Source organism: Pseudomonas sp. DSV-1, assembly GCF_035830915.1.
Taxonomy (GTDB): Bacteria; Pseudomonadota; Gammaproteobacteria; order Pseudomonadales; family Pseudomonadaceae; genus Aquipseudomonas.
The window spans coordinates 1,853,750-1,870,034 of sequence record NZ_JAYMYG010000001.1 but is presented as its reverse complement, the minus strand read 5'-3'; the positions used below and the strand labels follow the sequence as shown (position 1 = coordinate 1,870,034).

Here is a 16,285-nt window from a genome sequence, read left to right as displayed (position 1 = left end):
TGAACCTTAAACCGCCACAATCCGTGTCCAGAACCGTGTTCTGTGCTCGATTCGAACCGGCAGCGACTGGCTCAGGCCTTCCAGCGCATGCTCGATACCATCGAGCTGAAACACCCCCGATACCCGCAAGTCACTGACCGCCGGATCGCACTGCAACCAGCCATGGCGATAGCGTGCCAGCTCTTGCGTCAGGTCCTGCAAACGCATCTGCCTGGCTACCAGCACGCCACTGGCCCAGCCACTGGCAGAGAACGCTGAAGCGGTTTGGGGCTGCGCCGAATGAGCGTCAATCAGGTACTCATGGCCCGCCTGCACCCGAACTGGCAGGGAGTCCGGCAGATGAATCGCCACCACCCCCTCCTCGACCATCAACCGGGTACGCCCGGACTCCTGGCGTACATCGAAGGCTGTGCCGATGGCTTGCAACCGAGCCTCACGGGTGTGAACCCAAAACGGTCGGCGGCCGCTGACGGATGCTGGGTCCTGGCCAGTGCGGATAAAAATTTCGCCAGCGCGCAAAACAATCAGTCGCTGCTGCGCAGTGAACAGCACATCAGCAGAACTGTCGGTATTGAGCTGCAAACCCGTACCGTCGACCAGGTTGTACAACCGCCGCTCACCCACCCCGGTCCCGTAGTCGGCACCAAAATGACGCCACGGTTGCTGCTGGATCGCCAATGCGCCCGCCCCGGCGCCCAGCATGCCCAAGCCCAGTATCTTGAGTGCCTGGCGGCGCGAGCGAATACGGCCACTTCCGGCCAGGGTGTCCAGTGCAACGCGACCGGGCAGCAACGAGGCCTGACGCAAGGTCGTCTCGGTCAGTTGCAGGGCTTGCCAGGCCGCTTCATGACTGGCATCGGCGGCGCGCCACTGCTTGCACGCAGCAAACACATGGGGTTGAGCCGCACCGGACTGGGTTTTCACCAGCCAGTCAATGGCCTGGTCAAGCACATGGGGTGCAAATTCGACCGTCGAGGGCCCCCCGCTCACAGGGCGCTACGGGCGAGAAAACAATGACGGATGGCCGTAGCCATGTACTTTTCTACCGAACTGACGCTAACCCCAAGGCGCTCGGCAATCGCCTGATAGCCAAGCCCCTCGAGGCGCGAAAGCAAAAAGGCGGTTCGCACCGCGGGCTTCAGGCCGTCGAGCAACGCGTCGATTCGGGTCAGGGTTTCAAGGAGGATCAACCGTTCTTCAGCGGCAGGCATTTCCTGCTCGGGCAAATGGGCAATCGCAAGCAGATACGCCTGCTCGACCTTCTGGCGACGAAAGCGGTCTATCAACAAACCCTTGGCGATCGTGCTCAGCCAGGCACGCGGCTCACGCAACTGCGCAACCTGCTCCGGTTTGCCCAATACATAAAGGAAGGTGTCCTGCGCCATGTCGGCAGCATTGTCGGTATCACGCAAACGCCGCCGCAGCCAGTTCACCAGCCAGCCGTGGTGATCGCTATACAGGTTATGCACGTGTGCATGCAGCAACGGTGGGTTCGACGGGGATGGCGACACGGGAACCCTCGGGACGTGCTGTCAGCACACTGCGAATAGGAATGGGTCGCAATCATATTCGCAGTACTGGCCAGACTCAAGCCTTGGGCGGCTTGCGAGGGTCAATCACGCAGTGTCGCCGCACAGAACGGCGGCGACAGGGACAAGGCTCAAGGGATCAGGGAGTACACCAGCGACGAGATCGCGATCAGGCCCACAACCGTGACGAACACGTTGGAGATCTGGCCCGAATACTGGCGCATGGCCGGGACCCGACGAATCGCGTACATCGGCATCAGGAACAGGATGGCTGCAATGACCGGCCCGCCCATGGTTTCGATCATGCCCAGGATGCTCGGGTTAAGCGTGGCCACCGCCCAGCACACCACCAGCATGAACGCTGCAGTCATGCGGTCGAGGTTTTTCGCTGCAGGGCGCTTGCCGGTTTTCAGTACCAGGCCTTTAAGGCCTTCACTGGCGCCGATGTAGTGGCCCAGGAACGACTTGGCAATGGCCACAAACGCAATCAGCGGCGCAGCAAAAGCGATGGTCGGGTTGCTGAAGTGGTTGGCCAGGTAGGACAGGATCGACAGGTTCTGCGTCTTGGCCTCAAGCAGTTGCTCAGGCGAGAGCGTGAGCACACAGCTGAACACGAAGAACAGCACCATCACCACCATCAGCAGGTGGGCGCGGGACAGGATCTGCGAGCTGCGCTCATCGGCGTTGGCACCATAGCGGCGTTTCTGATCCACGGCGAAGGCCGAGATGATGGGCGAATGGTTAAAGGAGAACACCATCACCGGAATCGCCAGCCACAAGGTGTGCAGCAATGCAGTAGGTTCAGGCAGCGTGGTCGCGGTACTCAGAATGCCGCCGTTCCAGTGCGGAATCAGAAACACCGCCAAAAACAGCAACGCCACAATGAACGGGTAGACCATCATGCTCATGGCCTTGACGATCACTTGTTCGCCGCAGCGCACAACAATCAGCAAGCCCAGAATCAGTACCAACGCCAGGATTGCCCGTGGCGGTGGCGTGATGTGCATTTGATTGAGCATAAAGCTGCCAACCGTGTTGGTCAGCGCTACGCTGTAGATCAGCAGAATCGGGAAAATCGCCAGGAAGTACAGCAGCGTGATCAGGGAACCGGCGCTAAGGCCAAAATGCTCTTCCACCACATCCGTGATATCTGAGCCTTCGCGCCCGGAGAGCACGAAGCGGGTCAAGCCACGGTGTGCGTAAAAGGTCATCGGGAACGCCAACAGCGCCAGGATCAATAACGGCCAAAAGCCGCCAAGCCCTGCGTTGATGGGCAAGAACAAGGTACCTGCGCCAATCGCTGTGCCGAACAGGCCCAGCATCCAGGTGGTGTCATGACGGTTCCAGCGACTTAAGGTCGCCGGGGTCTCGTCGAAGCGTTCGTCGACGCTGTTAGCCTGGTCATTCATCCGGTCGAATCTCCGCTAGCCGGTCGTTACCACGCAGCCGGAGCGGACAAGAAACACCTTGCTGACATCGCCCCGGCCATAAGAGGGGCGCGATTGTCCGGGATTAGACATAAGAAGCAAAGGTTTAGCTGAGCAATGGTCGAAAATGATGTCAGGCTGCAAAGCAAGACTTCGACACCTATTGATACACTATTACTGCCAAAATCCTGCCCAAAAGGCCCGAGACCTATGCACGTTGCCCGCCGTTTCCCCGTTTTTATCGGTTTATGCCTGCTTGTCGGGCTCCCCCTGGCCCATGCCGACGGACTGACAATTACCTGGCCCGCAGGCTGGGAGATTCAGACCATCCCCCCTGAGCCCGACGACAGCAGCGTGCGCCAGCGGGCCGTGAAGAACGATGCCAATGGCGATCCGCAGATGGTCATGGAGCTGACCCAGTCGACCCTGGTGCCTGAACACAAGGTGAATATGGAGGCCGTTTTGCTGCAGATGCGCAAAACCCTGCAGCAAAACTTCGCCAAAGGCGGTTATCAGAGCGCTTGCAGCAAAATCAACAGCAGCACCCTGGGGGGCCTGGACGCCTTGCAAACCACCTGCAAAATCACCCAGAACGGCAACCACGTCATCACCCAGACCCTGGTGGCCGCCACTCAGGGCAACAGCGCCTACGCCCTTTCCTACGCAGGTCCGGCAGACGGCTACAAAGCCAACGAACCCGAGGTCCAGGGCATCCGTGCAAGCTTGCGACTGACGCCTTGAAAAGCAGCAAGGCAGCTCCAACCTGACAAAATTGTCATCTGGTCATCAGTTACCTGACAGTCGTTAATGATCAGGCTCACATTTTTTACGTATTGAGGAACTCGATGAAAACCCCATTGCGCCTTGTCGCACTCTCGGCCCTGCTGTTGTCCTCGCTGGCTCAGGCCGCCGAACAACTGACCATTGATGTGCACCGCGATGCCAACTGCGGCTGCTGCAAAGCCTGGATCTCCCACCTTGAAACCAATGGTTTCAAGGTCAATGACCATGTCGAAGCCGACATGAGCAGTGTCAAGCAGCGCCTCGGTGTCCAGCCGCGCCTGGCTTCGTGCCATACCGGCGTGATCAACGGCAAATTCGTTGAAGGCCATGTCCCGGCCGAGCAAGTGGTGGCATTGACCAAGCGCAATGACCTCAAGGGGATTGCGGTACCGGGCATGCCTATGGGTTCGCCGGGAATGGAAATGGGTGACCGCAAGGACGCGTATCAGGTTATCGGCCTGCGCAACGATGGCAGTGATCAGGTGGTGGCCGAGTATCCCGGCAACTGAGATTTCAGCACGCAGCGCACCGCAATGGTGCGCCCCGTATTGTTTTTGAAATCCTCTGGAGCATTAACTGACCTGTAGTCGCTGCCGAGGAACGAAGGCTGCGAGCTTTATTGTCCCGTTCGCACGATCAAGAGCTCGCAGTCTTCATTCCTCGGCAGCGACCACAAAGATGCGACGCATCACCCGGCACTGAAATAACAGTGACACACATCCCGTGATAGATATTTTTCCTACGCGATAATTATCTTTGTCCTACAAAAAAACACCTCATACACCTAACACCTTGAAGTATCTCTCCTACACTCAACGCTGTCGTGTCTACGGCGTCTAATTGCCGTAATCAGACAATCGAATTTTCTTCGCCCGTGGTAGGTCTACCTAAGGCTGGGGTTGCCATTATTGGTGCATTCCTTGCAGTGCCTTATTCATCTTTTGAGCATTTACGCCATGGATGACATGGCCAATCGCAAGTGGGGAAGTACCGGCCGGGTGGCCGTAAGTGGATCAATAAATATAACGGGAGAAATTCATGATCAGTGCGGCTGCGCCACATCAAGAAGAACGTCTGACCCCGCAAGTGGTGACTGAGCTGTTGTCTCTGCCAGACCTGGCCCCTGCGGGAAGGCCCGAACTGCCGCAGGCAAGTGCCAATCCCAACAAAAAGAAAGTGCTGTTTGTCACGTCCGAACTGGCCGACCTGGTTAAAACCGGCGGTCTGGGGGATGTGTCGGCCGCTCTTCCGCGGGCCATGCGTCACTTGCATGATGTGCGTGTCTTGATCCCGGGCTACCCGCAAGTACTCAACAGCGACAACCCCATTCATATCATCGGCGAACTCGGCGGCCATGCTGCCCTGCCCCCCTGCAAGATCGGCCGCATGGACTTGAAGGACGGGCTGGTCATCTACGTGCTGATTTGCCCCGAACTGTATGAGCGCGAAGGCAGCCCCTACGGCGCCAATAACGGCCGCGACTGGCCTGACAACCATATTCGCTTCGCCCGCCTGGGGCTGGCAGCGGCCGATATTGCGGCCAATCTGGCGCAGATTCACTGGCAACCCGATCTGGTACACGCCCACGACTGGCCCGCCGGCCTGGCGCCGGCCTATATGCATTGGCGCGGCCAGCGTACCCCGACACTGTTCACCATCCACAACCTGGCCTACCAGGGCGTATTCAGCCGCGCCTGCTGCCCGGAGCTGGGTATTCCGCACCATGCCCTGCAGCAGGACGGCATGGAATTTTATGGCAAGTTGTCGTTCCTGAAAGCGGGCATGGCCTACGCCAGCCATATCACCACCGTCAGCGCCACCTACGCCGCAGAAATCACGACCCCGGCCTTTGGGTGCGGGCTGGATGGCTTTCTGGCCAGCAAGACCCAGCAAGGACTGCTGAGCGGCATCCCCAATGGCATCGATGAAAGCTGGGAAGCCACGACCGACCCCCATCTGGTTGCCCCGTTCGGCATCGGTGACTGGGATGCAAGGGCCTTGAACACCGCCCATGTGCGCACCCTGTTCGGCCTGAAACCGTCCAAGGGCCCCCTGTTCGCCGTGGTTTCGCGTCTGGTGTACCAAAAAGGCCTGGACCTGACAGAAGCCGTGGCGGCTTTTATCGTGGCCAACGGTGGTCAGATTTGCATCATCGGGCGCGGCGAGCCCGAAGAAGAACAGACCATGCGCGAACTGGCCCTGCGTTTTCCGGGGCAGATCGGGGTGCGCATTGGCTTCAATGAAACCGATGCCCGGCGCATGTTCGCGGGCAGCGATTTCCTGTTGATGCCCTCGCGCTACGAACCCTGCGGGTTGAGCCAGATGTATGCACAACGCTTCGGCTCGCTGCCCGTGGCTCGCAATACGGGCGGCCTGGCCGACACCATCGAGAATGGCGTCACCGGCTTCCTGTTCGATGAGTCCACCGTAGCCAGTTACGAGCAAGCCCTGAAACGGGCATTCAAAGTCTTCAGTTACCCGGCACTCTTCAACGCCATGCGCTGCCGCGCAATGGCCGCACCGTTTAACTGGTGCAAGGCCGTTGAACCCTATGCAGAGCTTTATGAACAACTGGTTGCCAAGTCATTGCTTCGCTCCGTGAAGCCGTGAGTGATGCAATCTGCGGATCTGCCTGACGCCCGACCGTTTCTCGCCAAGGGAGCCCGCCAATGAGCGAAGCGCAACTCGAAGTACTCGCCGGCCGAGCCGGCCTGGCCGTTGACTGGATTGATGCCAACGGCCAACCGCAAAGGGTCACACCCAAGGTGCTGGAGGCCATTCTGGCGGGGTTGGGATTACCCGCCGACAGCGCCGAGGCCATTGAAACCAGCTTGCTGAACCTGCAACTGGAGCAACAGAACAAACGTCTGCCGCCCTTGTTGACCGCAGACGTCGGCAAGGCCCTGGACTTGTCACGCTATTTCCACCCCCACAGCCAGTGCATCGTGCACCTGGAAAGCGGTGATGCGCTGCCGATCCAGCTGGATGCAGACGCCGTGCTGCCGGGCATGATTCCCATCGGCTACCACCGGGTACAGCTGGACGACCAGCAGTTCACCCTGGCCGTGGCCCCGACAAAGTGCTTCAGCATTGCCGATGCCTTGCACCAGTCTGCTCCACGCGCGTGGGGGGTGAGCGTTCAGCTGTACTCGCTGCATCGCCACGGCGATGGCGGGTTTGGCGATACCCAGGCACTGGAAACCCTGCTGCAGGCACTCGGTGAACGCGGCGCCGACGCACTGGCTATCAGCCCGTTGCACGCCATGTTCAGCAGCGCCCCCAAGCACTACAGCCCTTATTCACCGTCCAGCCGTTTATTTCTCAACAGCCTGTACGCCGCTCCCGCCAGCATCCTGGGACAGGAAGCCCTGCACAGGGCCATTGATGCTACCGGTCTTCAAGACGAACTCCACCGGCTTGAACAACTGCCTCTGATCGACTGGCCTGCCGTGACCCAGGCCAAGCAGACACTGCTGCGCCAGCTCTATAACGACTTTGTGCAGAACGAACACCCGCTCCATGACGACTTCAAGGGTTTTCGCCAGCGGGGCGGCGAAGCCCTGGAAAACCACTGCCGCTTCGAAGCCTTGCAAGAGTCGTGTGTGACCGAGCATCACAGCCTGGACTGGCGTGACTGGCCCGAGCAATGGCGCAACCCCGACAGCCCGGCGTTACTGCAGTTCGCCGAAGAACATCAGCATGTCATCGCTTACTACGCGTTTTGTCAGTGGTTGATGGATCGCTGCCTGGGCCGTGCACAAACGGCCGCGCGGGCCAGCGGCATGGCCATCGGCCTGATCGCCGACCTGGCCGTGGGCGCCGATGGTGCAGGCAGCCAGGCCTGGTGTCGCCAGGACGAAATGCTGGCCCAGTTGACCGTAGGCGCACCGCCGGACGCTCTCAACCGTGCAGGCCAGGGCTGGGGGATTTCCGCGTTTTCCCCCGAGGGTCTCAAGCGCAATGGCTTTCGCGCCTTCATCGAGATGCTGCGCGCCAACTTTGCCCATGCCGGTGGGCTGCGCATCGACCATGTGCTGGGCTTGCAGCGCCTGTGGGTGATCCCCCTGGGGGCCTCGGCCGACGAAGGGGCCTATCTGTATTACCCGATCGACGATCTGCTGCGTCTGGTCTGCCTTGAATCGGTGCGCCACCAGGCCATCGTACTCGGTGAAGACCTGGGCACCGTGCCTGACGGACTGCGGGAAAAGCTCAGCGAACGGGCCATCCTCGGTATTCGCGTGCTGCTGTTCGAGCAGGACTACGGCGCGCGCTTCAAACCGATCCTGGACTGGCCCGACGACGCCCTGGCCACCACCAGCACCCACGACCTGCCCACGCTCACCGGCTGGCTGCACGGGCGCGATATCGACTGGAACGAACGCCTGAACCTAGTCGACCCGGTGGCCGCGCAACGCTGGCGCGAGGAACGCCAGCGCGAGTGCGAAGGCCTGGACCGGGCCTTGCGCCAGGACCCACAGAACTTTCAGGAAGAAGCCCAGGGCAACGCCCCGACGCTGGACGCCAGCATCCGTTTTCTGGGGCACACCCGTGCTCCCCTGGTGCTGCTGCCGATCGAGGATGCCCTGGGACTTGAGGAGCAAGCCAACTTGCCCGGCACCGTCAGCGGCCATCCCAACTGGCGCCGCCGAATGCCGGGTGATTGCAACACGTTGCTGGACGCGATTGATGCAACGCAACGCTTCGAACTGCTGGCCTGCGCCCGCCAGCAAGCCCACGAAAGAGACCGATAATTCACCCATGAGTCAAGGAGCTTCGCCATGAGTAACGACGACAAACACATTCGTGAGTTTGCCTACCAGATCTGGGAGTCCGAAGGGCGCCCCGATGGCCAGGAGGCACGCCACTGGGACATGGCTCACAAACTGGCCCAGGCACAAGCCCTTGCTCCGTCCAAAGCCCAACCACGGGCTGCCAAGGCCAAGGCAGCGCCAAAGCCTGCTGCCGAGAAGAAGCCACGGGCACCGCGCAAACCTGCCTCATCTTGAGAACACTGCGCTGCAGGAGAGTTGAGGTGCCTATAAACCCGTAGCAGCTGGCGCAGGCTGCGGCAACTGCTACGCAACATGAGGCCCTTCAATCAGTGGTGATAGCGCGCGCACGCGCCTCAAGTCCTTAATACGCAGGAGCAGGTCATGAGTAAACACACGTCAGCCGCGCCCACTGGCGACCCCTTGCGCATCCGCGAAGGGCTGCCCTTCCCCCTGGGTGCCACCTGGGATGGGTTGGGCGTCAACTTCGCCCTGTTCTCAGCCAACGCCACCAAAGTCGAACTGTGCCTGTTCGACGCCGCCGGTGAAGTCGAGCTGGAACGTATCGAACTGCCCGAGTACACCGACGAGACATTTCACGGTTACTTGCCAGACGCACACCCCGGCCAGGTTTACGGCTATCGCGTGTACGGCCCGTACGAGCCGGAAAACGGCCACCGCTTCAACCATCATAAATTGCTGATCGATCCCTACGCCAAGCAGCTTGTGGGGGAGCTCAAATGGTCCGAAGCCCTGTTTGGCTACACCATCGGCCACCCGGACGCCGACCTGAGTTTTGACGAGCGCGACAGCGCGCCGTTTGTACCCAAATGCAAGGTCATCGACCCGGCGCACACCTGGGGCCATGACCATCGGCTCAACGTGCCCTGGGACCGCACCATTTTCTACGAGGCCCACGTGCGCGGCATCAGCATGCGCCACCCCGCCGTACCGGATGCGGTGCGGGGCACCTTTGCCGGGTTGATGGTGGATGAAGTGATCGAGCACATCACCGGCCTGGGCGTCACCAGCATCGAGCTGTTGCCGGTCCACGGGTTCGTCAACGACCAGCACCTGCTGCAAAAAGGCATGACCAATTATTGGGGCTACAACAGCATCGCCTTTTTCGCCCCGGACCCGCGCTACCTGGCCAGCGGCAAGATCGCCGAGTTCAAGGAAATGGTCGCACGCCTGCACAAGGCCGGGCTGGAAGTGATTCTGGACGTGGTCTACAACCACACCGCCGAAGGCAACGAGCAGGGCCCGACCCTGTCCATGCGCGGCATCGACAACGCTTCGTACTATCGGCTGATGCCCGAAGAAAAACGTTTCTACATCAACGATTCCGGCACCGGCAACACCCTGGACCTGAGCCACCCGTGCGTCTTGCAGATGGTCACCGACTCGCTGCGCTACTGGGCCCGGGAAATGCACGTCGATGGTTTCCGCTTCGATCTGGCGACCATTCTGGGGCGTTATCACGACGGTTTTAACGAACGGCACAGCTTTTTGGTGGCGTGCCGCCAGGACCCGCTGTTGCGCCGGGTCAAAATGATCGCCGAACCCTGGGATTGCGGGCCCGGAGGCTATCAGGTCGGTGGTTTCCCGCCCGGCTGGGCGGAGTGGAACGATCGCTTTCGCGACACCGTGCGCGCCTTCTGGAAAGGCGACGAAGGCCAGTTGGCCGACTTTGCCGGACGCATGACCGGCTCTGCCGATCTGTTCAATCACCGTGGCCGCAGGCCCTACAGTTCGGTCAACTTCATCACTGCCCATGACGGCTTCACCTTGCACGACCTGGTGTCCTACAACGACAAGCACAACGAAGCCAACGAGGAAAACAACCAGGACGGCAGCAACAACAACATTTCGTGGAACCACGGAGTCGAAGGCCCAACCGACGATCCCGACATCAATGCGCTGCGCCAGCGCCAGATGCGCAACTTCATGGCCACCCTGCTCCTGGCCCAAGGCACGCCGATGCTGGTGGCCGGCGACGAATTCGCCCGCACCCAGCACGGCAACAACAACGCCTACTGTCAGGACAGCGAAATCGGCTGGATCAACTGGGAACTGAACAAGCCCGGCAAATCGCTGCTGGCGTTTGTCAAACGCCTGATCAAGCTGCGCCTGCACTACCCCATCTTGCGTCGTGGCCTGTTTCTGGAGGGGCACTCCAGCGAAACCCCCGGGGTTAAAGACGTCACCTGGCTGGCACCCGACGGCAACGAGATGACCATCGAGCAGTGGCATGACGGTCAGGCCCGGTGCCTGGGCATGCTGCTGGATGGCCGGGCGCAAGTGTCCGGGGTTCAACGGGCCGGGGATGACGCGTCACTGCTGATCGTCGTCAACGCTAACCACGACTCGATCAACTTCAACTTGCCCAAAGTGCCCCACGGCATCAGTTGGTCGTGCAAGCTCGACACCACAGACCCGAGCATCAAAGGCCCCCAGCATCTGCCATTCAACAAGCCCTACGAGGTCACGGGACGATCGCTGGTGATGTTTGAGCTGCAACACACCGAGGTGTCGTGAATGTATTGATAAACATCAAGTCCACCCCCATCAAAAGCGGCAGACTACAGCCTTGAGCTTGCCGCTCAGAACTGCCACTGACAGAGGAGTGACCATGCCCGCTGAAGATGTTGTCGGCAATACACTTTTATCTGCCACTACGGCAACAGCGCCTGCTGTCCATCAAATCAAGGTACTGACGGTCAATACGCACAAGGGATTCACCGTCTTCAACCGTCGCTTCATCCTCCCTGAACTGCGCGAGGCGGTGCGCAGTACCGACGCCGACCTGGTGTTTCTGCAGGAAGTGCTCGGCGAGCATGACAAACACGCATCGCGCTACGAAGACTGGCCAGCCACCTCGCAGTACGAGTTTCTCGCCGACAGTATGTGGAGCGACTTCGCCTACGGCCGTAACGCCGTGTATCCAGATGGTCATCACGGGAATGCCCTGCTGTCCAAGTACCCGATCAAGGCCTCGCGCAATCTCGATGTATCCATCACCGGGCCTGAACGGCGCGGCCTGCTGCATTGCGTCCTGGACGTGCCGGGTCATAGCAATGTGCACGCCATTTGCGTGCATTTGAGCCTGTTGGAAAGCCATCGCCAGCTACAGATCGTACTGCTTAACCAACTGCTCAAATCCCTGCCGCCTGATGAGCCGGTCATCATTGCCGGGGACTTCAACGACTGGAAGCAACAAGGCAATGCTGCCCTGCGCCAACGGGACGACCTGCACGAAGTGTTCGAGCGCCATCATGGCCAGGTGGCCAAAACCTACCCGGCGCGCTGGCCGCTGCTGCGTCTGGACCGCATCTACTTGCGCAATGCCACCAGCCACGATCCAAAGATCCTCGGCAACAAGCCGTGGACGCATTTATCGGATCATTTGCCGCTGGCGGTTGAGGTGCATTTGTAGGCCTGAACCTCTCTGTTGCTGGCGGTGCTTCTGTGGGAGTGGGCTTGCTCACGATGCAGGCGGCGCGATTTCCCGGTTGAATCGCGTCGATCCCATCGCGAGCAAGCCCGCTCCCGCAGGCTTACACCGGCCGCAGTATCAACACCCCCAACGGCGGCAGATTCAATGCCAGGGACACGCTCTGCCCGTGGCTGGGCACGTCCTCGGTCACTACCCCGCCGCCATTGCCGTAATCAGAACCGGCATAGGTGGCCGAATCGCTGTTGATCACCTCTTGCCAGGTGCCGGCAAACGGCACGCCGATGCGGTAGCCAGCGCGAGGTACCGGGGTAAAGTTGGTCACCACCAGCAAGGGCGAACCGTCCTTGCTCCAGCGCAGCCAGGCGTAAACGCTGTTGGCCGCATCATCACCGATCAACCATTGGAACCCCTGCGCAACGTCGTCCTGCTCATACAGCGCAGGTTGCTCGCGGTACAAGCGGTTCAAGTCGCTCACCAGCTTCTGCACACCCCGGTGTTCGGGGTATTGCAGCAAATACCAGTCCAGTTGCTGATCGTGATTCCACTCGCGCCATTGCCCGAACTCGCAGCCCATGAACAGCAGCTTCTTGCCCGGATGGGCCCACATGAAGCTCAGGTACGCCCGTAGATTGGCGAATTTCTGCCAGCGATCACCGGGCATTTTGTCGATCAGCGAATGCTTGCCGTGCACCACTTCATCATGGGAAATCGGCAGGATGAAACGCTCGGTCCAGGCGTACACCAGGCCAAAGCTCAACTCATTGTGATGATGGGCGCGGTACACCGGATCCTGTTGAATGTAATGCAGCGAATCATGCATCCAGCCCATGTTCCATTTATACGAAAAGCCCAGCCCACCCTGGTCGGTGCTTTGACTGACCCCCGGCCACGCCGTGGACTCTTCGGCAATCACCAGGGCGCCCGGAACCTCGTGGGCAACCACATCGTTGAGGTGGCGCAAAAACTCGATGGCCTCGAGGTTTTCCCGGCCTCCGTGACGATTGGGCACCCACTCCCCTGATTTGCGCGAATAGTCGCGGTACAGCATGGACGCCACGGCATCGACCCGCAGGCCATCAATATGGAAGTGCTTGAGCCAGTGCAGGGCCGACGCCAGCATAAAACCGTGCACTTCGGTGCGTCCCAGGTTGTAGATCAGGGTGTTCCAGTCCTGATGAAACCCTTCAAGGGGGTTGGCGTATTCGTACAGCGCGGTGCCATCAAATTGCGCCAGGCCGTGGGTATCGTTGGGAAAGTGTGCGGGCACCCAGTCCAGAATCACCCCGATCCCGGCCACATGGCAGGCATTGACGAACGCCGCGAAATCATCGGGCGAGCCGTAACGGGCGGTGGGTGCAAACTGCGACAGGGGCTGGTAGCCCCAGGAGCCGCCAAACGGGTGCTCCATGATCGGCATCAGTTCGATGTGGGTGAAGCCCAGTTGCTGCACATAGGGAATCAGGCGCTCCGCCAGCTCAGGCCAGGTGTACTGACGCGCGACCTCGCCGATATCATCGACCTCACACTGCCATGAGCCCACGTGCAATTCGTAGATGGACAGCGGCGCATCATGACGCTGCAGTTGGGCACGCGCGTGCATCCAGTCATCGTCTTGCCAGTCGATGCTCAGGGGCGAGGCAACCTTTGAGGCGGTATCGGGCGGCAACTGGGTGGCCAGCGCCACGGGATCGGCCTTGAGCGGCAAGATCCCCTGCTCGCCCAGAATTTCATACTTATACGCCTCACCCGCTTGCAGGCGCGGAACAAACAGCTCCCACACTCCGCTCGGATGGCGCAGGCGCATGGGGTGACGACGACCGTCCCAGCCATTGAAGTCGCCGACCACCGAAACCCGCCGCGCATTGGGGGCCCATACCGCAAAACGCACGCCGTGCACGCCTTCAACGTGGATCAGTTGCGCACCGAAACAACTGCTCAGATCACGATGATTGCCTTCGGCAAACAGGTACAGATCCATCTCACCCAGCAACGGGCCAAAACTGTAGGGATCTTCGCTGACTTGCACAGCGTCGCCCCAGTCAACCTGCAGCAGGTACGGCCGGCTTTGTGCGAAATGCCCGGTATACAGGCCAGGCACTTGTGAAGCTTCAAGACTGCCAAGCAGCTGTCCGTCATCGCGGGCAAGCACATTCACACTCACCGCGCCCGGCAGAAATGCCCGAATATACTGCCCGCCCTCGCCATCCCCATGGGGACCCAATACCGAAAACGGATCGGAGTGCTCTGCCCGTGCCAACGCCTCAACATCCGGGTCTGCGGGTGACAACGAGTCTTTACCTTTACCCGTTTGTTTGCTCGAAATCATGCTGTTCTCCATCCGGTAAAGGTTACGTCTGACCCAGCACGCGTTTTAGCCATCGACATGAGCTGTGTCCTCTAACTCATAGACAGAGCAAAGACTAGCTGTTGTCAGACAATCTGTATCCATTCATAAATAACCCGTGACGGGCTTACGCCCGATGCACTCTTTTCGCACATTAACAGTGCAATGTGTTGCTTTAAGGTCACTGCAAGAGCCAGCCCGGGTCTAAAAAGACTCAGGGACATCACCGCCGTTATCAATGCAAGACACATGCTCATTTCAACCGGGATAAGGCTGGCTGCCGTGATTCGGTGATTTGCTTGACCTTGATCACACTGTATTCAACAGACGTCGGTTACAGGCGCACAAAGCCAATGACAACGGGGTATTGGCCAGGGTGCAGCACATTGTCGCAGGCCGTCTCAAAACACCATCTGATCCGGTTTTTATTCAAATAACTGAGTCTGTTATGCAAACAGTTCGCTGGGCATAGTGCTCATGCCTGATGGAGGCTGATGAGCGAAAGACCATGAGCGAACAAATTCCCGTCCAGATACTTGAGTCATTTGAGGCTTCTAGACCCAGAGCCACAAAAAATAAAAACAAGTCCAGCGACAACATGATCCACACCCGCAGCTTCACTGGCCTGTTTCGCACACTGCGAATAGTGGGGACAGGCTTTTTGTTTTTGCTGTTCTTTGGCACGGTCTGGCTGAACTGGGATGGCCGGCAGGCAGTCCTGTGGGATTTGTCTGAGAGCAAGTTTCATATTTTCGGCGCAACGTTCTGGCCGCAGGACTTCATCCTGCTGTCGGCATTGCTGATCATTGCCGCCTTCGGGCTGTTTGCGATCACGGTCTTTGCCGGGCGGGTGTGGTGTGGTTACACCTGTCCGCAAAGCAGCTGGACCTGGCTGTTTATGTGGTGCGAAAAGATCACTGAAGGTGACAGAAACCAGCGCATAAAACTGCAAGCAGCCCCCTGGCGCCTGAACAAGATCCTGCGCCGTACCGCCAAGCACACGCTGTGGCTGGCCATCAGCGTAATGACCGCGCTGACATTTGTCGGTTACTTCACGCCGGTCCGGCCGTTGGCCACTGAACTGCTGACCCTGGAAATCGCCGGCATCAGCCTGTTCTGGATGCTGTTTTTCACTGGTGCCACGTACATCAGCGCCGGCTGGCTGCGTGAAGCGGTGTGCATGCATATGTGCCCGTATGCCCGCTTCCAGAGCGTCATGTTCGATAAAGACACCCTGGCCATTTCCTATGACGTGGCCCGTGGCGAAAACCGTGGTCCGCGCAAACGCGGGGTTGCACCCAAGCAAGAAGGCCTGGGCGATTGCATCGACTGCTATATGTGCGTGCAGGTGTGCCCGACAGGGATTGATATCCGCGATGGCTTGCAGATGGAATGCATCGGTTGCGCAGCCTGTATCGATGCCTGCGACTCGGTGATGGAGAAAATGGGCTATGCCCCGGGCCTGGTGCGCTATACCTCCGAGCACGAACTGCAAGGCGGCAAGACCCACCTGGCGCGCCCACGCCTGATCGGCTACGCCGTGGTGCTGGTGGTGATGATCGGGGCGCTGGTGGTGGCCCTGAACCAGCGCACGATGGTGTCCCTGGATGTGATCAAGGACCGGGGCCTGTTCCGCGAGAACAGCCAGGGCCAGATCGAGAACATCTACAGCCTTAAAATCATCAACAAGACTCAGGAGCCGCAGCAGTACCGAGTGTCGTTGCAAAACAGCGAGGACTTCCAGTTGCAGGGTAAAACCGAACTGAGCCTGGCCCCGGGTGAGATCGTCGATGTGCCGGTGTCTGTTGCCTTGCTGGCCGATCGCCCGAAGAGCAGTTCACAGACCCTCGAGTTTGTGGTGACCGACACCGATCAGCCAGACGTGCGCAGCGTGGCCAAAAGCCGTTTTGTTGCACCGCTTAATCGTTAGTGTGTGAGCGGGCTTGCTCGCGATAAGATGGCTGCGCTGTCGCCGA

12 protein-coding genes are annotated in these 16,285 nt (G+C 59.6%); 8 read left to right on the top strand and 4 right to left on the bottom strand.

All coding sequences use genetic code 11. The features are described 5' to 3' along the window. Positions 1-6 precede the first annotated feature (6 nt). The 3 genes from VSQ83_RS08830 to VSQ83_RS08820 form a co-directional block, all read right to left on the bottom strand. Positions 7-990: a FecR domain-containing protein gene (locus VSQ83_RS08830; protein WP_326426076.1), complete on the bottom strand. Its 984-nt coding sequence runs from the start codon at positions 988-990 to the stop codon at positions 7-9. After that, positions 987-1,511, bottom strand: coding sequence for a sigma-70 family RNA polymerase sigma factor (locus VSQ83_RS08825; protein WP_326426074.1), 525 nt, complete (start codon positions 1,509-1,511; stop codon positions 987-989). The genes VSQ83_RS08830 and VSQ83_RS08825 overlap by 4 nt, the downstream gene beginning before the upstream one ends. A gap of 149 nt (positions 1,512-1,660) precedes the next feature. After that, a complete protein-coding gene (locus VSQ83_RS08820; RefSeq protein ID WP_133078239.1) occupies positions 1,661-2,938 on the bottom strand; it encodes a serine/threonine transporter in 1,278 nt (425 codons plus the stop codon). A 228-nt stretch (positions 2,939-3,166) separates the two neighbouring features. Between VSQ83_RS08820 and VSQ83_RS08815 the strand changes: the two genes are divergently transcribed. From VSQ83_RS08815 to VSQ83_RS08785, 7 genes are all read left to right on the top strand, one after another. Then, positions 3,167-3,697 carry a DUF4946 domain-containing protein gene (locus tag VSQ83_RS08815; RefSeq protein ID WP_133078238.1) on the top strand — a complete coding sequence of 177 codons (531 nt, stop codon included), beginning with the start codon at positions 3,167-3,169 and terminating at the stop codon, positions 3,695-3,697. 104 nt (positions 3,698-3,801) lie between these two features. Then, entirely contained in the window at positions 3,802-4,248 is a 447-nt protein-coding gene (locus VSQ83_RS08810; protein ID WP_037032823.1) for a DUF411 domain-containing protein, read from the top strand. Positions 4,249-4,777: 529 nt separating this feature from the next. After that, positions 4,778-6,349, top strand: a complete 1,572-nt coding sequence (gene glgA / locus VSQ83_RS08805) for a glycogen synthase GlgA (RefSeq protein WP_133078237.1) — start codon at positions 4,778-4,780, stop codon at positions 6,347-6,349. A gap of 59 nt (positions 6,350-6,408) precedes the next feature. Next, complete coding sequence (gene malQ, locus VSQ83_RS08800; protein ID WP_326426072.1) at positions 6,409-8,490, top strand: 4-alpha-glucanotransferase; 2,082 nt, start codon at positions 6,409-6,411, stop codon at positions 8,488-8,490. Between the two features lie 27 nt (positions 8,491-8,517). Next, positions 8,518-8,745, top strand: coding sequence for a DUF2934 domain-containing protein (locus VSQ83_RS08795; protein WP_133078235.1), 228 nt, complete (start codon positions 8,518-8,520; stop codon positions 8,743-8,745). Between the two features lie 147 nt (positions 8,746-8,892). After that, positions 8,893-11,046, top strand: coding sequence for a glycogen debranching protein GlgX (gene glgX / locus VSQ83_RS08790; RefSeq protein WP_326426070.1), 2,154 nt, complete (start codon positions 8,893-8,895; stop codon positions 11,044-11,046). A gap of 94 nt (positions 11,047-11,140) precedes the next feature. After that, the gene (locus VSQ83_RS08785) at positions 11,141-11,944 is read left to right on the top strand and encodes an endonuclease/exonuclease/phosphatase family protein (RefSeq protein ID WP_133078233.1); all 804 of its coding nucleotides are present in this window, start codon (positions 11,141-11,143) and stop codon (positions 11,942-11,944) included. Positions 11,945-12,065: 121 nt separating this feature from the next. Here VSQ83_RS08785 and glgB read toward each other — a convergent pair whose 3' ends face one another. Beyond that, the gene (gene glgB, locus VSQ83_RS08780; protein WP_133078232.1) at positions 12,066-14,291 is read right to left on the bottom strand and encodes a 1,4-alpha-glucan branching protein GlgB; all 2,226 of its coding nucleotides are present in this window, start codon (positions 14,289-14,291) and stop codon (positions 12,066-12,068) included. Between the two features lie 526 nt (positions 14,292-14,817). Here glgB and ccoG point away from each other — a divergent pair. Continuing rightward, entirely contained in the window at positions 14,818-16,239 is a 1,422-nt protein-coding gene (gene ccoG, locus VSQ83_RS08775) for a cytochrome c oxidase accessory protein CcoG (RefSeq protein WP_219261298.1), read from the top strand. Positions 16,240-16,285: the final 46 nt, after the last annotated feature.